Annotated in this window: 24 protein-coding genes; 21 read left to right on the top strand and 3 right to left on the bottom strand. The window is 35.2% G+C overall.

Annotated features, from left to right (window positions below; translation table 11 throughout):
* The first annotated feature begins 36 nt into the window (after nucleotides 1-36).
* The 15 genes from L323_RS39120 (at nucleotide 37) to L323_RS39050 (ending at nucleotide 11828) form a co-directional block, all read left to right on the top strand.
* Complete coding sequence (locus L323_RS39120; protein WP_020817139.1) at nucleotides 37-1470, top strand: PhpK family radical SAM P-methyltransferase; 1434 nt, start codon at nucleotides 37-39, stop codon at nucleotides 1468-1470.
* Between the two features lie 43 nt (nucleotides 1471-1513).
* Complete coding sequence (locus L323_RS39115) at nucleotides 1514-3049, top strand: amino acid adenylation domain-containing protein (RefSeq protein WP_020817138.1); 1536 nt, start codon at nucleotides 1514-1516, stop codon at nucleotides 3047-3049.
* A 29-nt stretch (nucleotides 3050-3078) separates the two neighbouring features.
* Nucleotides 3079-3837, top strand: coding sequence for an ABC transporter permease (locus tag L323_RS39110; protein WP_020817137.1), 759 nt, complete (start codon nucleotides 3079-3081; stop codon nucleotides 3835-3837).
* A gap of 1 nt (nucleotide 3838) precedes the next feature.
* Nucleotides 3839-4639 (top strand): ABC transporter permease, encoded by an 801-nt coding sequence (locus tag L323_RS39105; protein ID WP_020817136.1) that lies wholly within the window; start codon nucleotides 3839-3841, stop codon nucleotides 4637-4639.
* A 32-nt stretch (nucleotides 4640-4671) separates the two neighbouring features.
* A complete protein-coding gene (locus L323_RS39100) occupies nucleotides 4672-5739 on the top strand; it encodes a hypothetical protein (protein WP_020817135.1) in 1068 nt (355 codons plus the stop codon).
* Nucleotides 5740-5762: 23 nt separating this feature from the next.
* On the top strand, nucleotides 5763-6764 hold the full coding sequence (locus tag L323_RS39095) for an ABC transporter ATP-binding protein (protein WP_038276266.1): 1002 nt from the start codon (nucleotides 5763-5765) through the stop codon (nucleotides 6762-6764).
* A 333-nt stretch (nucleotides 6765-7097) separates the two neighbouring features.
* On the top strand, nucleotides 7098-7583 hold the full coding sequence (locus L323_RS39090) for a DinB family protein (protein WP_020817133.1): 486 nt from the start codon (nucleotides 7098-7100) through the stop codon (nucleotides 7581-7583).
* 198 nt (nucleotides 7584-7781) lie between these two features.
* Nucleotides 7782-8108: a PadR family transcriptional regulator gene (locus tag L323_RS39085; RefSeq protein WP_020817132.1), complete on the top strand. Its 327-nt coding sequence runs from the start codon at nucleotides 7782-7784 to the stop codon at nucleotides 8106-8108.
* Nucleotides 8108-8665 (top strand): DUF2812 domain-containing protein, encoded by a 558-nt coding sequence (locus L323_RS39080; protein WP_020817131.1) that lies wholly within the window; start codon nucleotides 8108-8110, stop codon nucleotides 8663-8665. Before L323_RS39085 ends, L323_RS39080 begins: the two co-directional genes overlap by 1 nt.
* Nucleotides 8666-8810: 145 nt before the next feature.
* A complete protein-coding gene (locus L323_RS39075) occupies nucleotides 8811-9218 on the top strand; it encodes a hemerythrin domain-containing protein (RefSeq protein WP_020817130.1) in 408 nt (135 codons plus the stop codon).
* A 135-nt stretch (nucleotides 9219-9353) separates the two neighbouring features.
* Nucleotides 9354-9725: a hypothetical protein gene (locus tag L323_RS39070; protein WP_020817129.1), complete on the top strand. Its 372-nt coding sequence runs from the start codon at nucleotides 9354-9356 to the stop codon at nucleotides 9723-9725.
* A gap of 77 nt (nucleotides 9726-9802) precedes the next feature.
* Nucleotides 9803-10186, top strand: a complete 384-nt coding sequence (locus L323_RS39065; protein ID WP_020817128.1) for a hypothetical protein — start codon at nucleotides 9803-9805, stop codon at nucleotides 10184-10186.
* A 70-nt stretch (nucleotides 10187-10256) separates the two neighbouring features.
* Nucleotides 10257-10502: a hypothetical protein gene (locus L323_RS39060; RefSeq protein WP_020817127.1), complete on the top strand. Its 246-nt coding sequence runs from the start codon at nucleotides 10257-10259 to the stop codon at nucleotides 10500-10502.
* A gap of 128 nt (nucleotides 10503-10630) precedes the next feature.
* Entirely contained in the window at nucleotides 10631-11077 is a 447-nt protein-coding gene (locus L323_RS39055; protein WP_020817126.1) for a hypothetical protein, read from the top strand.
* Nucleotides 11078-11378: 301 nt separating this feature from the next.
* On the top strand, nucleotides 11379-11828 hold the full coding sequence (locus tag L323_RS39050; RefSeq protein ID WP_020817125.1) for a hypothetical protein: 450 nt from the start codon (nucleotides 11379-11381) through the stop codon (nucleotides 11826-11828).
* A gap of 71 nt (nucleotides 11829-11899) precedes the next feature.
* Here the strand turns inward: L323_RS39050 and L323_RS39045 are convergent, their stop codons facing one another.
* Entirely contained in the window at nucleotides 11900-12232 is a 333-nt protein-coding gene (locus L323_RS39045) for a YlbF family regulator (protein WP_020817124.1), read from the bottom strand.
* Between the two features lie 156 nt (nucleotides 12233-12388).
* Between L323_RS39045 and L323_RS39040 the strand changes: the two genes are divergently transcribed.
* The 4 genes from L323_RS39040 (at nucleotide 12389) to L323_RS39025 (ending at nucleotide 16577) form a co-directional block, all read left to right on the top strand.
* Nucleotides 12389-14152, top strand: a complete 1764-nt coding sequence (locus L323_RS39040; protein WP_020817123.1) for a leucine-rich repeat domain-containing protein — start codon at nucleotides 12389-12391, stop codon at nucleotides 14150-14152.
* A gap of 76 nt (nucleotides 14153-14228) precedes the next feature.
* Complete coding sequence (locus L323_RS39035) at nucleotides 14229-14765, top strand: hypothetical protein (RefSeq protein WP_020817122.1); 537 nt, start codon at nucleotides 14229-14231, stop codon at nucleotides 14763-14765.
* Nucleotides 14766-15629 (top strand): hypothetical protein, encoded by an 864-nt coding sequence (locus tag L323_RS39030; protein ID WP_020817121.1) that lies wholly within the window; start codon nucleotides 14766-14768, stop codon nucleotides 15627-15629.
* Nucleotides 15630-15785: 156 nt separating this feature from the next.
* Nucleotides 15786-16577 carry an N-acetylmuramoyl-L-alanine amidase gene (locus tag L323_RS39025; RefSeq protein ID WP_020817120.1) on the top strand — a complete coding sequence of 264 codons (792 nt, stop codon included), beginning with the start codon at nucleotides 15786-15788 and terminating at the stop codon, nucleotides 16575-16577.
* A gap of 65 nt (nucleotides 16578-16642) precedes the next feature.
* Here the strand turns inward: L323_RS39025 and L323_RS39020 are convergent, their stop codons facing one another.
* Nucleotides 16643-18130: a methyl-accepting chemotaxis protein gene (locus L323_RS39020; RefSeq protein WP_020817119.1), complete on the bottom strand. Its 1488-nt coding sequence runs from the start codon at nucleotides 18128-18130 to the stop codon at nucleotides 16643-16645.
* Nucleotides 18131-18469: 339 nt separating this feature from the next.
* On the opposite strand from L323_RS39020, the gene L323_RS39015 reads away from it, so the two are divergent.
* Nucleotides 18470-19468, top strand: a complete 999-nt coding sequence (locus L323_RS39015; protein ID WP_020817118.1) for a 3-oxoacyl-ACP synthase III family protein — start codon at nucleotides 18470-18472, stop codon at nucleotides 19466-19468.
* Between the two features lie 77 nt (nucleotides 19469-19545).
* On the opposite strand, the gene L323_RS39010 is transcribed toward L323_RS39015, so the two are convergent.
* Nucleotides 19546-21030, bottom strand: a complete 1485-nt coding sequence (locus L323_RS39010; RefSeq protein WP_020817117.1) for a methyl-accepting chemotaxis protein — start codon at nucleotides 21028-21030, stop codon at nucleotides 19546-19548.
* A 258-nt stretch (nucleotides 21031-21288) separates the two neighbouring features.
* Between L323_RS39010 and L323_RS39005 the strand changes: the two genes are divergently transcribed.
* A complete protein-coding gene (locus L323_RS39005) occupies nucleotides 21289-22287 on the top strand; it encodes a 3-oxoacyl-ACP synthase III family protein (protein WP_020817116.1) in 999 nt (332 codons plus the stop codon).
* Nucleotides 22288-22322: the final 35 nt, after the last annotated feature.

The following is a 22322-nucleotide window of genomic DNA, read 5'->3' as shown; positions in this document are numbered from 1 at the left end:
CAGGCAGTCAAAAATAAGTTAGGGGTGGGTGTGACAATGGATAAGATGTATGATGTTCTGTTAATTAGCTTTACAGGCTCTAACGTCTCTAAAGAGTTGGAGAGGATTGGAAGGGTATATGACGAAAAAGAGGTTGAATTAAATGTTTCATTCCCGGGTGCTTTGGCACATTTGGGTACAAAACTTATAAAAAACGGATACACATGTGATTACCTTCCTTCATTTGAAGATTTTAAAGATGAACTTAAAGAAAAGTTAACAAGTAATGATTACAAGTATGTTGGTATTTCAACTACTCATATTACTGATTTTGAATCTCTTGAAAAAATCGCAGCATTTGTTAAAAAATATAAACCTTCAGCTACTATATTTGTTGGAGGTCCTTTTATTGTTGCAAAAACCAAACAGTTTACATTGAGAGAACTGCAGCTCCTTTACAAAAAAATTGGTGCGGATATATATTTCAATTCTTATGCAGGTGCAGACAAGCTCATAGAAATCATTGAAGCATTAAATGGCAAAAAGGAATTGTCCGATATAAAAAATATCACTTTCCGCAATGGCAACCAGTTTATTAAGAATGAAACCGAAACAGAATATGAATCTTTAGAAGATTGTAATTTGGATTGGAAGCTGTTTGGTGATCAAAATTTAAAGATAGTTCCAATCAGAGCGTCCATATCATGTCCATATTCCTGTACTTTCTGTGCCTATCCAATTCATAGCGGAAAACATCAAATCAGAACAATTGATAACGTGGAACGGGAATTAAACCAGATTTATGAAATGGGAAAGACGGAGATTGTTCATTTTATTGATGATAATCTGAATGTACCAACAGAGCGGTTTAAAGATATGTTACTTATGATGAAAAGAAATAAATATAACTTTAAATGGTTTTCATATGTACGCTGTCAGTTTATTACTGATGAACTGGCACAGCTGATGAAGGAAACAGGATGTGTTGCAGTAATATTAGGGCTGGAATCCGGTAATCAGGAGATGCTTAGCAGAATGAACAAAAAAACCACTGTAGAAGATCTGACCAGAGGAATATCACTTCTCAAAAAACATGGTATTGCTACAATGGGATTCTTCTTTGTGGGCTTCCCGGGAGAAACTGAGGAAAGCGTTAACGATACAATTAATTTCATAAATAACGCGGCTCCGGATTTCTATGCTGTTGTACCTTGGTATTACGACATTACTACACCAATATCACAACAGAAAGAAGCCTATAACCTTGTTGGGAATAACTATCAATGGTCTCATGCTACAATGGATTACAGTAAGGCAGAAGAATTGTGTAATGAGTTCCCGAAACGAATTACAAATTCCACAATTAAAACAATACAGACTCATCATGTGTTTGAAATGCTGGCACATGGGTTTGAATTGGATGAGGTTAAATCAATTTTGAGAAATATAGGTAACGAAGTCAGGTTGGGTAAGAATCTGAGAAAAAAATAACAGATGTAATATTATAGACATAGATGGAAAGTGGGAATTGTCAATGCCAACGTCTCCAATACAAAAAGGTTTTACTACGGTTGTAGATATGTTTGAAAACGCTGTACAGGCATTTCCGGAACGAGTTTGTCTGGAATTTAATGACCGGCAGTTTACATACTATGACATAAATAACAAAGCTAACCAGATAGCATGCCAACTATATTTAAACGGTGCAAGAAAAGGGGACTTTATTGGATTATTTGCAAAAAAATCCGATTATTATATTTATGCATTATTGGCGATTTTGAAACTGGGAGGAGTTTACGTTCCTATTTCACGGGAGTATCCGGAAAAAAGGGTTCAATTTATTGTTGACGATGCAAAAATTACTTTTGTATTAACAGATGAGCCGGATGCAAACCCTTTCCAAAGCAATGTCAAGATAATTTCTTTACCGGCTGAGGAATCTGAAGCCGTCGGTTTTCCTAAGTATCACGGTACTAAGGATGATTTGGCTTATTTATTGTATACATCCGGTTCGAGTGGCTCTCCTAAAGGGGTATTGATTCACCAGGCCGGATTCTCCAACCGTATAAAGTGGCAAAAAAATTACTTTCAGATGGATGAGGAGCAATGTTGCTTATTTAAAGCACCAATTGGATTTGATATATCCTTATGGGAAATTTTCTTGCCCTTGGTTTCAGGAGCCAGATTAATTGTTACCAAAGATACTTCATATAAAAATATATCATTTATAACCAGCTTGATTATACAAAAGAAAGTTTCAGTAGTCCAATTCGTTCCTTCGCTTCTTAGTATTTTCATTGAAAAAATCAGCAGTATGCAAAATACTTCTCTAAGCTCACTGCGCAGAGTAGTAAGTAGTGGTGAGGAATTGACCCCCACTTGTATTAAGAAATTTATGAAGGTACTGCCGGAATGTAAACTATACAATTTTTACGGGCCTACAGAGACTTCTATTTGTGTCACTGCAAAAGAATTTGATATATCATATGACGACGAATATGTATCCTTGGGTGAGCCTGTTGATAATGTGAAGATTTATTTACTGGATTCCAATAAACATGTTATAACTGAAAATGATGTAGAAGGAGAAATATATATATCAGGTATTTGTGTAGGAAAAGGGTATTTAAACCTACCTGAGCAAACCAGAGAAGCCTTTTTACAGAATCACTTGGATGAGTCGCCGGTTCTTTATAAAACAGGGGATAAGGCTAAATATGTAAACGGTGAGCTGGTATACCTGGGTAGAGACGACCAATTTGTCAAAATCAATGGAAACAGGGTTGAATTGGGAGAGATAAGGAATCAACTAAACAGGTTGCAGTATATAGAAATGTCCGCAGTTTTGGTTGCAAAGAATAAGATAAATGCGGACATAATAGTTGCTTTTTATAAAACATCTGAAAAGTCCATTGACGTTACAGAAATGAAGCAGAGGATACTTAACGATTTAGGGCTGAGTCTCCCTCAATATATGCTGCCAACGACTTTGATACAAAAAGATAATTTTGAACTTACGGATAATGGGAAAATTGATATGGTGAAATTGAAGTCAGAATATATAGTTTAGTCCATAATTTAATAAAGGAAGAATAAAACATGTATTTATTTTATATTTCTTTAAAGAATTCTTTTGTATACCGTTACTCTATGTTTTTTTCTTGCTTAGGCTCCATACTGGTAATTTATATTAATATACTGCTGTGGAAATCCTTGTACAAAGAAAATACAGAGATGATCCAATATATGATTCGGTATACGATAATGTCAAATATTATAGCAATGATTTATACCCCGGGTATATCAGATAGTATAGGAGGTAAAGTATCCTCCGGTGCGTTTGTTATTGACCTGCTGAGGCCCATAAACATCTTTGCCATGTCATGGCAAACGGAACTGGCAAAAACTGTTTCAAAATTCGTTGTCCAGGGCCTGCCTATAGCAATCATTTTCATTCCGCTGCTTTATCGCGGTGTATACAGTAATATATTATTGGTTCTTTTAGCTTTGATATTAGGCCATATATTACTGGTGTTGATTTATGCCTTGATTGGTTTTCTGGCATTTGCAATAATTGAGATATGGCCACTGAAATTATTGATAGAGGATACAATTAGACTCTTTGCCGGATCTTTTTTACCCATTGCTATACTGCCCGGCCTTCTTAAATCTATAGCCACAGTTTTACCCTTTAGATTTTTATATTCTTTTCCCCTTGAGCTTTTGTTTGCAAAGGTACAAGGAGAGAGCATTCTTACAAATTACTTAATACTTCTTGGATGGATTTGCGTTTTTATCGTTCTCAATTTTATCGTATATAAGATGGCATTAAGGAAAGCGGTTGTACAAGGAGGGTAATATGGAGTTTTTAAGCATATATGGCAGTTATGTAAAGATATTTTTAAAGTCTAGAATGGAATATCGCATAAGTTTTTTTACCGGCCTGACCGTAAATTTTTACAGATACTTTATTTCCTATATAACATTTTGGGCATTGGTACAGCGGTTCAATAGTATTGAAGGCTGGAGTTTCGAAGAAATGACATTGTTATACGGCTTAAATGTAGTAACCTATGCAATAGCAGGAATATTTTTTTGGTATACAGTGTACCATCTTGAAAATGAGATAACTTCTGGGAACCTCGACAGCTATCTCATACGCCCGATGGGAGTTATAAAGCAAATGATGTGTCGCCGTTTTGGAGATACTTTTCTCGGACAAATTCTTGTAACAATAATATTTATGATTCTTGCAATATATAAAATCAATTATAGGATGACATTTTTTTCGTATATTTATTTGGTTTTTACCATAATCGGCGGTATTTTCTTTCAGGCAGGTGCTATGATTATTCTGGGAAGTTTAAGCTTCTGGCTGTTACGGACAGATTCTCTGTCTGTGACATTGTATTATGACATACGCTCTATGATTCAATATCCGCTAACAATATTTCCGACGTATATAGGATTTATATTAACTTTTATACTGCCCTATGCCATTATCAATTACTATCCAAGTCTTATAATATTAATGAAAGTGCAGACTTGTTCGGATTTAATTATAGGATTATTATCTCCGCTTATAGGGGTCATGATTTTTGCGCTGTCTATATTTATTTTTAACAGAGGCCTGAGGCGTTATTCAGGCAGCGGCAGCTAACATAATTAAGTTTTAAAAGGAAGAGGACAAAAATGAATAAAATATTACCATTTACAAAACCGGATATATCTCATTTGCCGGCAGACACATACTTAATGGCAATATTAGATAGCTATCCACAAGCAACTCCTTGGATGGTAAACAATCTGGTTAACATTTATATGGCTAAATCCTTGGTATTGGACGGGTTTGCAAGAACCACCGAGTTTTTTAATTGCCCTTATCTTACCATATCAGGAGTAACTTATGATTATATTGACAATATGAAATGTGATATCGTTGAATATCTTGAATACGCTTTAAATAATGATTTTTATATTTATATAGCAGTTAACAGACAAGATATGAATGCTTACAAGGGGTATAATGCTGAGGCACACAATCTGATTGTTTATGGTTATGACAGTGAAAAAAGAGAGTTCTATTTGGGTGATTTTTTCCCGTATAAGGATATGCCCGGAGGTAAATTCGGATGCTATGTTTGTTCATACGAGGAAATGCATAATGGGTTCTACGGAGTTAACGAATTTGAAGGATTCCGTAAAAACTCAAATGTCATGTTATTGAGGTACAGAGAGGAATATACTTTTGTCGTCAGTATAGCTGAACTGATACATTCAATTGAACAATTCATGTCATGTGAAAATATATTCAGGAATATGGCAGGCGAAAATATTAATTTCAATTTTAATTCGATTAGTATTAAAGAAAAGGGAGATTTTTTCTTTGGTGCAGATAGCTTTGATTTAATTGCACAGCAGATTAAAGATATTGAATTTAACAGATTCAGACCCCTTGGACTTATTAAGGATATGTCAACATTATGGCTTAAGCGTTTGAATTATTTAATTGATAATAAATATATTTTACGTAAACAGGATTTACTGCTTGGTCAAATTCAAAAGATAGTTACAACTCTCCAGACTGCATTGAACTTATTTACGAAAGTAACTATATCCCCAAATAAAGAGCTTGCAATGACCTCCAGAGACAGGGTAAGCAATATGATAATGAACAGCAAAGAACTTTTCGAACAGTTCCTGAGCGAAATGCTGATTGAATTGAAGTATTATCAATACACTAATGAGGACTTTTCATGATATCCGTTACGGGAGGAATATATATGGAACAACAACTTATAAATGTTAAAGGATTGTCTCGTGATTATAAAATAGCAAAGCGTGAAGGTGGCATTTTAAAATTTATGTTTGCAAGGAAGTTTGAGATGATAAATGCTGTTAAAGATATTAATTTTTCAATCTCAAAAGGTAGTCTTGTGGGATTTGTGGGTCCTAATGGAGCAGGCAAGTCTACCACCATAAAAATGCTTAGTGGAATTCTTGCTCCTACATCAGGGAATATAACCGTTATGGGGAACGATCCTTTTAAGAAGAGAAAACAAAATGCTTATCATATAGGTGTTGTATTTGGGCAACGAAGCCAGCTGTGGTGGGATTTACCCATAAGTGATACTTTTAAGCTTTTAAAGAAGATATACAGGATTCAGGATAATGTTTATGCAAAAAATCTGGATCTTTTCAAGGAATACCTTGATCTCGAAAGCATATGGAACCAGCCTGTCCGTCAACTCAGTCTCGGACAGCGTATGCGAGCGGAAATTGCTGCTTCCATATTGCACAATCCGGAATTGCTTTTCCTTGATGAACCTACGATAGGTCTGGATATTGTGGCAAAACGTCAAATTCGTGAGTTTATTCTGAAGCTTAACCGGGAGTACAAAACCACGGTAATTCTCACCTCTCATGATATGAAGGATATAGAAGAAATTTGTGAGAGGATTATTTTAATTGATAAGGGAGTCATTGTTGTTGATTGTCCCATGACCAATCTTAGAGATAGCTATAATAAAACAAGCGTCGTAACGGTAAACCTTCTGGCGCCTATAAATGAATTTGATATTCCCGGCGTAAAGGGTGTGCCTGAATTAAACGGATTAAAATGGAGCTTTGTTGTTGATAAAACAGTATCCTCAGCCGGTCATTTGCTGTTTGAAATATCAAAGATAGCTGAAATAGCGGATATTGAAATAAAAGAAAAAGCAATAGAGGACATAATTCACGATATCTACCTGAGTAATGATTCAAAGATTCTGATTGATCAATAAAAAAGGAAGTCATAGTTCAGACAAATATAGTATAACAAACATGTTTTATTTCAAGGCAAGTGTTTAATTTGTGGTACTTCGAAGTACATATATATTGTTTCCGGAAACAATAGCTATTTTGATAAGGGAGGTGAGCTACATGGTAGGTAATTTATCAGTTTAATTTATCAATAAGAACATAAAATATTAGGCGGGTGCTTTTCGACATCCGCCTAATATTTTTATGTTACGGATAGCCAATAAGTGCCGATGGGCCTGTGGAAATACACATTAATTTGACGTTAATATTGTAAAATATTACAATTAGATATAAAAAAGTGAGGAAATGGTAAAATGACAAAAGAGGAAAAAAACAGTCTTTTACAACAATTTGAGCTTCTATCAAATGAATTTGATTATGTACTTGAACTATCTGATGAGCTTATACTATATAGGCCATTTGAAGATGCCTGGTCTATAAAGGAGCAGATAATTCATTGCATGGAGGTTGATATTGCCAATTTTCATCGTTATAGAAAGGCAATTGCACAGCCTGATACTCCTGTCCTTTCATTTGATCAAATCTGGACAAGGAATTTAGACTACCAGCTTTCAGATCTTAAAATGTCTATGGATTTAATGAAATTAGTCCGCAGCTACATGGTAAGCCATCTAAAAACAATTATTGCTTGTGATTGGACCAAGTATGCCTATATACATGATAAGAAAGGCAAAGTAAATTTGGAAGAGGCACTTAGTCAATATATAGAGCATGTTGACTTTCACAAAAAGCTAATTGACAGAAATATTCAACTGTTTAAAGCAGCTTCCCCAAAATAATAATTAACTTTGTTATGCTACAGGGCGAATAACAGTATTAAGGAAGCCTGAATATAACTTTTTAGAGAATTACATTCAAGCTTCTTTTTTTTGCCAAATTATTGACACGTATAACGGAAGCCGATATAATTGTATTAGATATAACGATAGCCGATATAACGAACGCCGATAGAACTGTGGAAGCAAGGAGTGATTTAAATGCCTGAAAGTCAAGAACGAGGTGCATTAACGGAAGCAGTATTTTATATTCTCCTCTCACTGTATAAACCGTTGCATGGATATGGGATAATGCAAAACGTAAAGGAATTAAGCAAGCAAAGAGTTAATCTTGGAGCAGGTACTTTGTATGGAGCAATTAATACATTGTTAGAAAAAAATTGGATTAAATCCATTAATGTAGAAAAGGATTCAAGAAAAAAGGAATACGAAATAACTGACTTGGGTAAAGAGATTATCAGTGGCGAAATAGTCAGATTGGAAGAGTTAGTTGAAAACGGCAAGAAGATTACAGGGGGTGAATTTTAATGAAACATGTTGTTTGGAAAGCATATTGGGATTTTGAAAAAGAGGAAAAATGGCTTAATGAAATGTCATCCAAGGGCATGGCATTAACGGATTACTCATGGTGCAGGTACGTTTTTACGGAAACACCGAATAATGATTATATTTACAGACTCGAACTTCTGGAACATGTTCCATCGCATGCTGAAAGTGTGGCATATATAAGGTTTTTAGAGGAAAGCGGTATTGAATGTGTTGCTACTTACTGGCGCTGGATTTTTCTTCGAAAGAAATCTTCAGAAGGTCCATTTGACATATACTCCGATATAGAGTCAAAGATTAATCATTATAGGAGGGTAAGTACTTTTTTGGGTACTATAGGATTGATAAACCTATTTGCATTTTTACTTAATATTATTAACGGAATAGTTTCAAGTTTTAGATATAACAGCAGCTATCTGACTTATATTTCCCCTCTGGTTTGCATTAATGGAATATTCGGTGTATGCCTTACTTGGTTAGTAATAGGGTATCTAAGGAAGATTTTCAAGTTAAAAAAGGAAAAACAACTTCATGAGTAACAAAAGATAATTCTAGATGGATGCCTTAAAAACCTACAAAAATCAAGTGTTTTGTAGGTTTTTTTGCGTTTGTTCTACGGTGTAGTATGTTTTGGAGCTATTACATGGGGTATATAAAGACTATAAAATTGCCGGAGGATGACAAATGTTATATTTAGAAACCTTAAAGAGACAGCATGAGGAGATTGCTGAAATTCTATCAGATATTAAATCCTATATTAACCATAAGGATATTGCCAAAGAGGCCCTTGAGATTTCATCAAAGATAAGTAACCTTGCCGGTAAACTTAAAGTTCATCTTGGTACAGAAGATCAGTACATGTATCCGCAGCTCCTTAAAAGCAGTAATTCTGAAGTGGGGACAACAGCACAGGCTTATATAGATGAAATGGGGACTATAAGTACCGAATTTATGGTGTATAAAGATCGTTTTAATACAAGAACAAAAATAACTAATGACATAGATTTGTTTGTAAGTGAATCACAAAGAATTTTTGCCCTTCTTGAACAAAGAATAGCAAAAGAAAATTCTAATCTATACCAACAGATATAGCATGCTTCTTCATTTCAATAAAGGGAGAATACCGACATTCTCTGACCTGGCAAATAATTTATGTAACCTAAACAGCCAAGTAAACATAAGATGTAATAGCTGATTATTGGTGGTAGGTTTACGGAAGTGACGTTAATGAATTATAAACAGATCGAAAATCTAAAGTTTGCACTTTTGAATCTTGCCAGGCAAGGGTGCAGGCTGAATATACCTTCCCATGGTATTAACGGAAGAATCATAGGAGTTGGTTTTAAGCCATATTGGACCAGTCCTGTGGATTCCAAGATTGAAAAACTGGAAATCAACTATATGGATGATTCCGGCAACATAATACCATTCAATTTCCATAATATAACAAGCTATGATGTGATATCAAATGATGGCACCGGGTATGAAAACATGCAAAACGCATGTATGGATATTCATGTTTTTACACAATCAAAAGGCAGGGACGAAGAACCCTACGAGAAAGTTAGGGTAGAGATATCTAAGGATACACAAGGTTAAAGTTATCTCAAAAGTAACATAGGCTAATTAGTAGACATAAAGTATAGTATGAAATAAATGAAAGGAGATAGCGTACTATGTCAGATGGTTGTGGATGTGGCGGAGGTATATCCCCTGTAGCAAATTGGGGTGCCTTGCTTGCGAACTATGTCGGAGAGACAGTAACAATTTTTACAAGTAGCGGTGGTCAGTCAGGTTCAGGTTTTACAGGAGTAATTCTAACAGTAAATCCTGTTTTTGTAAGATTAATATCCAGAATTGGGCCACCTCCCGGATGTTCTCTGGGTAATTCATGCAGTGGATTTTCACAGGGTGGTTATGGTGGAGGATACGGAGCCGGCTATGGATGTGGTTCAGGTTATGGAGCGGGCGGCTGGAGCAATCTGCCTGTTTATACTGTTGGTTCTGTAGTAGATATACCTATTGCAGCAATTGTTTCATTTGTACACAATGCAATTTAATAAAAAGCATTTTTAGCTTAGGAGGTCAGTACTACGGATACAAGATATTTACCTTTTTACGGAGGACTCTATGGAGGGTCCTTGCAGCCCTATCTTTATTCACTTTACAACGGTTATAATTACGGATCTCCATTTGGTATGTATGGAGATATGGGTTACGGTGGATATGGAAATCAGTGCTGTGGAAATGACTTTGGTTCCCATTGCGGATTTTCCGGAGATTTCGGCTATGGCAGAGATAATGACTACGGCTTTGGCTACGACAACAATTACGGAGGATATAACGATTATGGGTTACAATAACTATGGTTATTGAGCCTGATATAATTAAAAACAACAACCTGACGGGACGCCGTCAGGTTGTTGTTTTTAATTTCAATTAGTCACATTTATTCTTAAGTTCACATAAGATAAATTAGATAAAGTATATAAGGAGGAAGTGGAATGTCAGAGGATTTCGAATTTAATCGTGGAACAACAAAGGAAGCATGTTCACCTACAATGAACTGGGAGGCTTTACTTGCAAAATATATAGGTCAGACCGTAACCATTTTTACAAGCAGTGGTGGCGAGTCCGGATCAGGTTTCACCGGTGTATTAATGACTGTTAATTGTGCGTTTGTAAGGCTTCTTACCAGGATTGGCCCTGCGCCAGGGTGTGCTCTGGGAAATTCATGTTCAAATTTTTCAGTAGGCGGAGGTAATGATCCTGGATTCGGAACCGGATGCTGTGGTGGATTTGGACCAGGAATGTCAGGCCATATGATCCCTTCTAACATGAACAGTGCACAATCAGCTGGTGGTTGGGATTCAATTCCCGTATATAGTGTTGGTTCTGTTACAGATATACCAATCACATCAATAGTTTCCTTTGTCCATAGTGCAATATAGGCGTTAAGGAAAACCATAGAACTGTCATAATTAATGAAAATACCAGCAACATAATCAAATAATGCTGGTATTTTCTCCTACCAACCATGAAAGGGATAGTTCAAAGAGACTGGTTTTTACCAGTCTCTATATCTTTTGAAAGCCATTTTAAATAAGCTTATATTAGTAACTCTCGAAGGGCTGAAACTATTGCAGCAAAATATTTTGTGATTTTATAAAAGTAACATTATGTATAGTGTCAACATAATATAAACTAGAGTGGTTACGTGTTAAATGTTTATTTGGAAAGGAGTTAGTCAAAATGGGAGAAGGATGTGGATTTGCCAGAGTATCTCCAGTATGTAATCTGGACGCATTACTTGCAAGTCATATAGGTCAGACTGTAACAATTTTTACAAGCAGCGGTGGTCAATCCGGCTCTGGTTTTACCGGAGTTTTAATAGCTGTAAACCCTGTCTTTGTAAGACTGATAACTAGAATTGGTCCACCACCGGGATGTTCATTAGGTAATGCATGTACCGGATTTAAACCAGGATACGGCTACGACGGTAGCACTGGTGTGGGCGGCGGATGCTGTTCTTCATCTGGAGGATATTCAGCTGGAGCATATGGCATGGGACCAGTTTTACCGGCAAGTATAAGCGGAGCTGCAACTGCAGGAGGTTGGGACTCTTTACCGGTTTATACAGTAGGCTCGGTAACTGATATACCGATGGCATCGATAGTTTCCTTTGTTCATAATGCAGTATAAAAAAATTTGAAGCTTAAAAGGCCGGAAAATGAAATCCGGCTTTTTAGCGGCATAAATAAAAAGTAAATAAATTATTTTAAAGATGCTTCAAGGGTATCATTAACTTGTCTGTAAACTTTTTGAAGCATATCATTGAAGGACTTCTCTGCATTAACAAACTTGTTAACCTCAGGTATACTATTTAGATTTTCAAAGATTTTGTTCAGTTCTGTTGCTCTTTTTTGAGCTTCGTTAGAGGAAAGCTTACCTTTGTATAAGGCCTCCTCTTTTTTCTTGAAATCCTCGATTTTAGAACGTAATTCCTTGTTTTTATCAATAACGGATTTAGCCTGTTTAAGCTCTGTATATTCCTTTGTACTCATTACTGCATTTGTAAGTTCTTTTGCTTTATCACCTATATTCATTGCAAACACTCCTTTTATAAACGGCTTTTGATTGCATAGTGTATTGTATGATGACAGGCATGTATTTGTTCTTTGCTCTGTAACTAATTTTTAACATATAGACTAAGCCTGATGTGATAGAATCAGTATATAATTAAAATAGGTGGGAGCTGAAAAATGAAAATATATAGAACACTTATCTGCGTGATACTTATACTGACTATGGCTTTTGGCTTTGTTTCTCCAATAGCACCTGTAGCACAGGCAGCAGCCGTAAAAAAGCTGGAACTACATGCTTTTTATCCTGCAAGGGCAACTTTTTCGGATAATTTAAAAAAATACGTAGATTCTATTGACTCTGCCAGCTTTTTGTGGGGTAGACTTGACGGTGACCTGACAGACGGTATAAATACTACTTATGGAGAAAATGGAAATATTGATTTTTATTATCCTTCTGATTATATTGAGGTTCTAAAATACGCAAAAAGCAAGAACAAGTCAATTCAAATGGGAATTTTCTCTGATAGTGCAAATGCTGAAAAAATCCTCCCTTACAAGGAGCAGAGGGATAAAGCAATTCAATCAATTGTAGATTTAATGAAAAGTGATATATCACAGGGGAGTAATATTTATTTTGACGGAGTTGTTATTGACATAGAAGGTCTCAATGGGCAGAAAATGAGCAGCTTCTTTAACCAGTTCCTGAAAGAACTTAAACCAAGGCTCGCAGAAATAAATAAAAAATTGTATGTTGCAGTTAACGCTTTGCGTTATTACACAGGATACGATTATTCTACAATTTCTCAGATAGCTGACAGAATGATAATAATGGCCCATGACTATGAGCCTTCGACAAAGCTCACAAAAGAACAGGTGATGCAGTATTCCGGCTATGATAGCCTGAATCCTATAGACAGTCTTGCTCCTATAAGAGAAATTCAGCGTGTAATGGAGGATGTTAAAAAATACGTCAGTAAGAATAATCTGAACAAAATAATGCTTCAGGTAAGCTTCGATGCTGCACAATGGAGATTTCAGGTTCCAAAAGGCTCTACCTGGGGAAAAGTAGCGAAAAAGGCTTTGAGCTTGAAAGTTCTTCCTCCACCTACGTACAAGATGCTATATGACAGAGTTATAAACAAGGACGGTAATGGTAAGTCTATTACATATGGCTACAACAATGAACTTGAAAGTCCTGTTATGCAATATTTCAATACAAGCAACAACACACAAAACATTTGTCTTTATGAAAACAGCAGAAGCGTAAAGGCAAAGATAGATATTTCAAAACAATACGGTATAGGGGGAATATCCCTGTGGAGCCTTTCAAATGTTCCTGACTATACGGATAAAACTGCAAAGATTTATGGTCTTGATGTTTGGGATACAATAATTAAATCCCTTCCGGCGACAGCTCCGGTATCGCAGATAAAAGTAACCTTTACAGATAAAGTTGTTGAAAAAGCGGTAAGAACAAAAATATCCAAGCCTTCCGGAACTTTATACAAGTCGGATTTAGCGAAAGTGTACAGATTGAAAATTCCGGCAGGGTACAAAACCTTGAATGATTTAAAGCTGCTTACCAATCTGGAGTACCTGGATTTAAGTAATACAAAGCTTACAAGTGTTTCTTCTTTGGCATCGTTAAAAAACCTTAGAGTCCTTTATTTGTATAAAAACAGTATAAAAGATATTTCTCCGCTGAAAGGGCTGGCGAAGCTGGAAGTCCTTTCAATAAATGGGAATGAGGTTACTAATATAAGTGCTTTAGCAGGTTTGACTAATCTTACAGAGCTTTATATCAGGGATAATACCATAACTGATTATTCATCTGTTGCAAAGCTAAAAAATTTAAATATACTGTATCTTAAGGGCAATAAATTGACAAACTATACTAAGCTTCAAACAATAAAAAAAGGCCTGATTGAATGTGATTTTTAACTTGAAATAGTTACATTGTTTTGTCATAATGATATAATATTGAAGCTTACTTATTTGCGGTTTTGAAAGGAGAATTATGAAAAAGTATTTATACGGAAGCTGGGCAGTTATAAAATCTTATTTAATCGCCATGCTTATTTTCTACATATTTTTTCTTGGGTTTTATAAAAGACTGAGCTTGTTTTCGGTTTTTGTATTCGTAATAATGATTGCGTTTATTTATGCGGAACTTCATCACTTAACAGGTGTGGACAAGCGTAGACATGGTTCTGTAAAGTATTATGACGGATTGATATACGGAATTCTTGCTGTAATCCCATTTGCAATTATTCAAGTAATAATATCATTTCTTGATTTATCAATTAAGGGAGTTAACTTCCAGATGCTAAAGGCTAATCTTATTAAAGGACTTGCTGCACCAATGCTATTTATTGAAAAATCCATGCATTATTCAGTAGTAGGTTATAGTGTGGCATGGTTCACAGTTATATTGATTTCGTTTTTAGGGTATTTTGCAGGCTACAAGAAGTTTGACGTTACTGAATATACAAGAAAGCTCTTTGGATTACAGCCAAGGAAGCCAAAACCAAAAAGGAATAGAAGGTTTTTTTAAATGAATAAAAATTGGATTATTTCAAATAGCTACAATAAGGCAATAGAAGAGGGTTTTAATCAATACCTTGAAGAAAAAGCCGCTGCACAAAACAGCGAAATAAAAATAGATGAAGAAGCCTTGATTGCAGATATAGAAGGAAAATGGCTGGTAACGGGTTTGCAGGAGCTGGATGGAATAACACCGGTCGAATTTATAAATTCACTGTCTTCTTTGGATGAATTGTTTGAATTTTTCTTGAGTATTGCAAGTGATTCAGATGTTGGAGTCCCTGATATTGTCATTGAAAGGTTTAAATCTTATGGCGGGAAAGCTGCTTCTGACAGGTTATTTGACTATGTAGATAATTCACTTTCATGTAAGGATAAGAACCATGATGATTTTTATCCCGCTGTTTCTCAAGCAGTGTATGCAATCGGTTGCCTCCAAGAGGACGAGTATAAGCAAAAGCTAATTAATTTGTTAATTGAAAATGCACAGGATGAAATGATTTCAGAGGCAATTTGTGCTGCAATAGTTGCATATGGTGTAAGCATTTTGAACGATGTGGTAAACGCCTTTAGCACTACTCATGATCAGGCGGCAAAGGAGCACTTTCTGGTATGTGTTGCTGAAATTTGCAATGAAAATAATTATAAATCAGACGAGGTTTTCTATTTCATGAAAAATGCCTTCCGAACAGTTTCGAACCTCAATCTGATAGTAGAAATACTTGGTGATTATGGTGATGGCAGGGCAATTCCGGTACTAAGGGGTTATGTTCTTAAAAATATGGATAAAATTGATGCTGCTACCTTTAATCAGATGAGAGCAATAATTAAAAAGCTGGGCGGAGAGATAGAAGATTTGGCTTACACTAAATAAAAAATCTAAACATAAATATGGTTTTAGAGATAACAGGAGCGATTGCTCCTGTTTTTTTGCTGTTAGGACAATTTGTTTTCCTTTTATGCATAAGTAGGACTAAGTTGAATATCCATAATAATAAGATACTCAAAAATGATTGAAGGAAGGATACCCATGATTGTATTAATAAGCAAAAAGAATATATTATTTGTTGTTTTACTATTACTTATGTCCATAACAGTTTTAAGCATCGGATTGACAGTTAATTACTCAAAACCAGTAACAGCAGATGGGAATCAGGCTCCAGGAGAAGGTGCTGCACCTGCCGTAAGAACAGTTATACTGGATGCAGGCCACGGAGGAGAGGATCCGGGGGCAGTAAGCGATTACTCTGGACTAAAGGAAAAGGATATAAACCTTAATATAGTTATGCTTTTGAAGAACATGATGGAAAAGGATAATTACAAGGTTATCCTTACAAGGGATTCAGACCGTCTTGTTTATACTACTGAGAGTAATAACATTATCCAGAAAAGAAGAGAGGATTTAACAAGAAGAAAAGGAATAATGGATGACTCCGGTGCTGATCTGGCAGTAAGCGTTCACCTTAATAAATTCCCCCAGGCACAGTATCACGGGGCGCAGGTTTTCTTTCCTCCAAAATCCGATACAAGCAAAAAGCTGGCCGATGAAATTCAAAATGCAATCAGACTTAACGTAGATAACGCCAATGACAGGGTTGCTCTTGTAAAAAAGGATCCGATAATTATTCTCAAAAACTTGAAAACAACTACAGTAGTTGTTGAATGTGGGTTCCTTTCAAATGCAGAGGAGGAGAAAAAGCTCGCTACGGAGGATTATCAGAATAAGCTGGCAGCTGCAATAAAGCAGGGAATAGACAGCTATTACAAGAAAGGCGCTAACGATATCCAGAAGAACCAGGGCAGTGCAGGAAGCTCTGACTAAAATATATTAAAATAATTGCATGGCTTAATAACAAAGCCATGCAATTATTTTGTTTAAAATCCGAGTTACAAGCCCTTGAAGCTGTTAAGTTCTTCAATAAGTTTATCCAGCTTCAAATAGTTATCCTCAATTACATCCATCCTGTTATTTTGCTCATTGACACTTGCAGTTACTTCTTCCGCCGTGGCTGCATTCTTTTCAGTGTTATTACTGATAAGCATTACCTCATCATCGGTAAGTTCAAAGGATTTATACAAATCGTAAGAAGTATCCTTAATATGATTGTTTTTCATTTCGATAGTATGAATTTCACCCTTTATTTGGTTAAATATGTCCTTAGTTTTTTCAGTTACAGCCTTACTGTTATTTATGTACTTTTTTTCCTTTATAATCTCCTTGGTTACATCCAGTGCGTTTTTTTCCATCTCCTTTAGTATAGCTTCTATCTGATGAGTAAGGTTATTTGACTCTTCGGCCAGTTTTCTTACTTCCTCAGCTACAACTGAGAACCCCTTACCGGCCTCACCTGCTCTTGCGGCTTCTATGGAGGCATTCAGAGACAATAGGTTGGTTTGTGTAGAGATATTGTTAACTGAGGTTAAAATATTATGTATCATTTTATTTTTGCCAATCAAGTCAGTAGCCAACTTTTCCACTAAATTGATTGTATTGAAGGCATCTATCATCTCTTCGGATAAATTATCTACACAATCGCTTCCGTTTCCGATGTTTATTACTGCACTTTCTACAGCCGAATCCATAGCATTTGAAGCTTCTATTGATAGCTCCATTTTTGTTTTACCCGTCTGGAACAAATCTTTTATTTTATGGATACTTTCTACTTCCTTTTCAGCTTCCTCGGCGACAATATTAAAAGCCTTCCCGATTTCTTCGGCGATTTCTTTTGTAGAATTAATGCTCACTTTTATGTCTGAACTTATTTTTGAAAGGCTTTGGCTTGTTACTTTTATCTCTTTATACAGGCTTTCGACCTTTTCTTTTGATGATATGGCGTTAACTGCTGTGTTTTCCAACTTGATATACAATTTCTTTGTTAAATAACTCAGGAAAAACAATACAAAAGCAGATACAAGTATGTACATATTAAAAAAGACCAGATCAATAATGTTATTATCTTGAAAAATTTCTGCTTTAAAATTGAAAAATGAGTAGGTAGTAAGGAAACAACCTATAATTGAACAAACGAGGACAGGTCTGATATCGCTGTAAATACTGACAATAACTATAGCCAGGAAAACGGTGAGATACGTTGTGAGACTCGGATTACTGGTTATCATAATAAAACTGATAATCCCCATAGTACAGGTAAAGTAATACATAGTGGCTTTCGGGATTAATTTTTTTAGTATAAGAAAACCACCTACAGCACACAAGGGATATCCTATTGACCCCAGAAGCAGAATACCGTTTAAAGGCATTTTAAAAATAGAATCAACTGCAATTCGTAGAGATATTGAAGCAAGTAAGCAAAGCAGCACAATCTTATTTTTTTGATAAAGCTGTTCTTCGACCAAATGACTGAACATATTCATTAGCACTTACCCCCTAGAATAAAAAAATAAATAATTATGAAGTTGTACATTAAGAGTGGAATTTTAAGAAAATGTAAACCCAATATTTTAAGAAAAATATAAAATTTACAATTCATATTATATCCTTTCAACTTTAGTAATACAACACAAACATTACAAAAATATACAAATTTTTTCGTAAAAACATATCACATAATAAAGATTAATAGTATTATCTGACGAAATTTATAAGAAATTCATATTGATTTATGACAAATTGTTTATTACTATATGATTAGCATAATTATTACATCCTAGTTAAATTGTAACTCGATATACTATTTAAGGAGGTATTTGCTAATGTTCAACAATCTTAAAATTATTGGAGTGGGAACTTACCACCCCGAAGAAGAGATTGATAATGGATACTTTGTAGATCATTTTAAGAAAATGGATCAAGATCCAAGTGCATTAATGAACCATTTAGGAAGGGAAAAGAGATTTAAAGCAAAAAAGTTCGGAGATGAGAATTCGTTAACAATGGCTTTGGAGGCATCGCAAAAAGCCATATCGGATGCAGGTATTTGTGCCGAGGACCTGGATATGATTGTGTATGCATCTGATTTCCCGGAATATGTATCTCCCACCAATGCATTAATGATTAGTAGTATGCTAAAATCAAAAGCTAATATTGTTTTTGATATGAATTCCAATTGTATAAGCATGATATCAGCTCTGGACATCATAAATTCATATATTCAAAACAAAAGTATTAAAAATGTTCTATTGGTTTCAAGTTGTATGATAACCCCTTTTGCAAAAGAAGACGATATAGTTGTCTACCCATCTACGGCAGATGCTTCTGCGGCGGTAGTTCTTCAAAAAATTCAGAATGAAAACAGGAGCGGCGTTATTGACTCAAAATTCTTTACTGATTCAAGCTACAATTGGACTATAAAGCTCCCAGCATGCGGGTTTTCTCGGATTACCGACACTTCCGTTGAAGCGAGAATGAGAATGATGGAATGGAATCAATTTGATTTCAGTTTTTTATCCGAAAATTGGACTAAATTGATAAGCAGTCTCCTTGAAACCAATAACCTGAACCCTGAAGATGTGTCACTGTACTTGTTTTCACAGTTTTCAAGGGCAGATATATTGTCTACTATTGAAAAATTACATGTAAGGGAGGACAAGGTAATTTTTGTAGGAAATAAATATGGATATACCGGGCCTACGAGTCCCATTTTGGCCCTTAATGAGGCTAAGGAAAACAACAAAATAGTTGAAGGTGCATATGCAGTAATGTGTTCTGTGGGTTCAGGGTATACCATGGGGGCACTTCTCTATAAGTTTTAAAATAAATAACATAATTCAAATGCCGGATTTTATGATTTTGTCATAAATCCGGCATTTAGTTTTTTCTTATATTTTTCCTAACCGTTGAAATTGTTCAGCTCGTCTATTAATGAATTGAGCTTTATATAGTTTTCTTCAATAATATTCATACGGCTATTCTGTTCGCTGATACATGCTGTTACTTCTTCCGCTGTAGCAGCATTTTTCTCGGTATTATCGCTTATTGCATTAACCTCATCGTCAGTTGATTCAAAGGACTGGTACAAATTTAACGAAGTCACTTTAATATGATTGGTTTTTTCCTCTATGCAGTGGATTTCATCTTTAATTTTGTTAAAAATGTCTTTTGTTGCCTCAGTAATCGAGTTACTGTTATCGATGTAATTCTTTTCCTTAACAATCTCTTTCGAGACATTAAGTGCATTCTCTTCCATTTCCTTCAAGATGCTTTCTATTTTATGTGTCAGAATATTTGATTCTTCAGCCAGTTTCCTAACATCCTGAGCTACAATTGAAAAACCTTTTCCGGCATCACCTGCTCTGGCCGCCTCTATAGAAGCATTTAGCGAAAGCAGGTTTGTTTGCTTTGAAATATTATTAACAGAGGTTAATATATTATTTATAATTTTATTTTTTCCGATTAAGTCTGTAGCAAGCTTTTCTACCAAGGTCATTGTATTTAAAGCTTCCTTCATTTCTTTTGATAAATTATCTACATAATCACTGCCGTTTTCAATGTTGGATACAGCACTTTTCACTGCAGAATCCATGTCATTGGACGCTTCCATGGAGACAACCATTTTGTTTTTACCGTTTTCAAATAATTCTTTTATTTTATGGATACTTGTTACTTCCATTTGGGCTTCTTCTGCTACAACGGTGATAGCCTGACCAATGCCATCAGATATTTCTTGTGTGGAAATTATACTGTCCTTTATGTCTCCACTTATCAGGGCTAGACTTTGGCTGGCCGCTTTTATCTCGTTATACAGACCTTCGGCCTTCTCTTTTGAAGAAATAGCGTTTACAGCGGTATTCTCCAACTGAATATACAATTTCTTTGTAAGATAACTCAGGAAAAATAGAACAAAAGCTGATACAAATATGTATAAATTAAAAAAGATCATATCAATAAATGTGTTTTTTGCAAATATTTCCGGCTTATAGTTATAAAAGGAATAAGTAGTAAGAAAACAACCGATTACGGAACAAACGAGTACAGGCCTGATATCGCTATAAATACTTACAATGACAATAGCTAGAAAAACTGTAAGATATGTAGTAAGACTTGGATTATTACTGATCATGATAAAACTGATGGTTCCCATAGTAATTGTAAAGTAATACATAATTGCTTTCGGATATAATTTCTTAAACGAGAACACAGCACCGATAGCACATAAGGCATATCCTACAATAGCTAAAATCAAGATGTCATCAAGAGGCATTTTAAAAATGGAATCCACAGCCACTCTTAATGAAATTGAAGCGAGCAAACACAGCAGCACAATCTTATTTTTCTGATGCAGCTGTTCTTCTACCAAACGACTAAGCATGTTCATTAATCTACCCCCAAACCAATGTTTACAAAGTTGAAAAACAAAAAGCAGAAAGATTTAGTGCGGTAAGGCTAAAAAAAAATTTATAGTTAATATTATATCCTTTAAGTAAACATTGTTCAACATAATTGTTACATTTTCTGTAAAATATGTTAAAACATATTGATTTTTGGAAAAATGTCAGTTATTATATAATTAAGTAAATAAATGGCGCAAAATACAAAAAAATATACAAAAATATAAAAATTAGGAGGAATTCTGATGTTTTGCAATCTTAAAATTGTGGGAGTGGGTACTTACCACCCAAAAAACGAAATCGACAACAAATATTTTGTCGAACACTTTAAAAAAATGAATAAGGACCCAAGGCCCCTATTGAAACACTTAGGTAGAGAAAGGAGGTTTAAGGCTAAAAAATTTGGAAATGAGAATTCTGTAACCATGGCGTTGGAAGCGTCTAAAAAGGCTATTGCTGATGCAAATATTGATATCAATGATATTGATATGATAGTGTTTGCATCGGATTTTCCGGAGTATGTATCACCGTCCAATGCGCTGATGATAAGTAGTAAACTTAACTCACGGGCAAATATTGTATTTGATATGAATTCAAACTGTATAAGTATGATTTCAGCATTAGATATAATAGACTCATATATTAAGAATAAAGATATAAATAATGTTTTATTGGTTTCCAGCTGCATGATAACCCCGTTTGCAAGGGAAGACGATATAGTTGTGTATCCTTCAACGGCCGATGCATCAGCTGCCGTAGTACTACAGAAAATTCCTGATAGGAACAGAAGTGGAGTAATTGATTCAGGGTTTTACACGGATTGTAGCTATAACTGGACTATAAAAAATCCGGCTTGTGGCTTCTCAAGAATTACTGACAATTCTGTGGATACAAGAATGAAAATGATGGAATGGAATCAGTTTGATTTTAGCTTCTTGTCCGATAACTGGTGTAAATTAATTTATAATCTGCTGGATAAAAATAGTCTCACACCTGAGGACGTATCACTTTATTTATTCTCTCAGTTTTCCAAGGCCGATATTATGGCTACTATAGAAAAACTTAATGTAATGGAAGAGAGAATAATTTATGTAGGAAATAAATACGGCTACACGGGACCGACAAGCCCAATACTTGCGCTTAATGAGGCAAAAAAGACCAACAAAATAGTTGAGGGCTCATATGCCATACTCTGTTCCGTGGGTTCCGGATATACAATGGGTGCACTTCTTTATAAATTCTAAATATTTACCCGATATATGCCGGGATTGTGTTGTTA

The sequence above is a fragment of the Ruminiclostridium papyrosolvens C7 genome, assembly GCF_000421965.1.
Classification (GTDB): Bacteria; Bacillota; Clostridia; order Acetivibrionales; family DSM-1351; genus Ruminiclostridium; species Ruminiclostridium papyrosolvens_A.
Note: the sequence above shows the minus strand (reverse complement) of the source record. Positions and strands in the feature narration are given on the sequence as shown.

Coding starts and splice junctions, on each gene's coding strand:
- L323_RS39005 (WP_020817116.1), top strand. CDS start 21,289: ATGTTTTGCAATCTTAAAATTGTGGGAGTGGGTACTTACCACCCAAAA.
- L323_RS39055 (WP_020817126.1), top strand. CDS start 10,631: ATGTCAGAGGATTTCGAATTTAATCGTGGAACAACAAAGGAAGCATGT.
- L323_RS39080 (WP_020817131.1), top strand. CDS start 8,108: ATGAAACATGTTGTTTGGAAAGCATATTGGGATTTTGAAAAAGAGGAA.
- L323_RS39100 (WP_020817135.1), top strand. CDS start 4,672: ATGAATAAAATATTACCATTTACAAAACCGGATATATCTCATTTGCCG.
- L323_RS39030 (WP_020817121.1), top strand. CDS start 14,766: ATGAATAAAAATTGGATTATTTCAAATAGCTACAATAAGGCAATAGAA.
- L323_RS39070 (WP_020817129.1), top strand. CDS start 9,354: ATGAATTATAAACAGATCGAAAATCTAAAGTTTGCACTTTTGAATCTT.
- L323_RS39095 (WP_038276266.1), top strand. CDS start 5,763: ATGGAACAACAACTTATAAATGTTAAAGGATTGTCTCGTGATTATAAA.
- L323_RS39050 (WP_020817125.1), top strand. CDS start 11,379: ATGGGAGAAGGATGTGGATTTGCCAGAGTATCTCCAGTATGTAATCTG.
- L323_RS39010 (WP_020817117.1), bottom strand. CDS start 21,030: ATGAACATGCTTAGTCGTTTGGTAGAAGAACAGCTGCATCAGAAAAAT.
- L323_RS39015 (WP_020817118.1), top strand. CDS start 18,470: ATGTTCAACAATCTTAAAATTATTGGAGTGGGAACTTACCACCCCGAA.
- L323_RS39120 (WP_020817139.1), top strand. CDS start 37: ATGGATAAGATGTATGATGTTCTGTTAATTAGCTTTACAGGCTCTAAC.
- L323_RS39105 (WP_020817136.1), top strand. CDS start 3,839: ATGGAGTTTTTAAGCATATATGGCAGTTATGTAAAGATATTTTTAAAG.
- L323_RS39020 (WP_020817119.1), bottom strand. CDS start 18,130: ATGAATATGTTCAGTCATTTGGTCGAAGAACAGCTTTATCAAAAAAAT.
- L323_RS39085 (WP_020817132.1), top strand. CDS start 7,782: ATGCCTGAAAGTCAAGAACGAGGTGCATTAACGGAAGCAGTATTTTAT.
- L323_RS39035 (WP_020817122.1), top strand. CDS start 14,229: ATGAAAAAGTATTTATACGGAAGCTGGGCAGTTATAAAATCTTATTTA.
- L323_RS39115 (WP_020817138.1), top strand. CDS start 1,514: ATGCCAACGTCTCCAATACAAAAAGGTTTTACTACGGTTGTAGATATG.
- L323_RS39110 (WP_020817137.1), top strand. CDS start 3,079: ATGTATTTATTTTATATTTCTTTAAAGAATTCTTTTGTATACCGTTAC.
- L323_RS39040 (WP_020817123.1), top strand. CDS start 12,389: ATGAAAATATATAGAACACTTATCTGCGTGATACTTATACTGACTATG.
- L323_RS39065 (WP_020817128.1), top strand. CDS start 9,803: ATGTCAGATGGTTGTGGATGTGGCGGAGGTATATCCCCTGTAGCAAAT.
- L323_RS39045 (WP_020817124.1), bottom strand. CDS start 12,232: ATGAATATAGGTGATAAAGCAAAAGAACTTACAAATGCAGTAATGAGT.
- L323_RS39060 (WP_020817127.1), top strand. CDS start 10,257: ATGGAGGGTCCTTGCAGCCCTATCTTTATTCACTTTACAACGGTTATA.
- L323_RS39075 (WP_020817130.1), top strand. CDS start 8,811: ATGTTATATTTAGAAACCTTAAAGAGACAGCATGAGGAGATTGCTGAA.
- L323_RS39025 (WP_020817120.1), top strand. CDS start 15,786: ATGATTGTATTAATAAGCAAAAAGAATATATTATTTGTTGTTTTACTA.
- L323_RS39090 (WP_020817133.1), top strand. CDS start 7,098: ATGACAAAAGAGGAAAAAAACAGTCTTTTACAACAATTTGAGCTTCTA.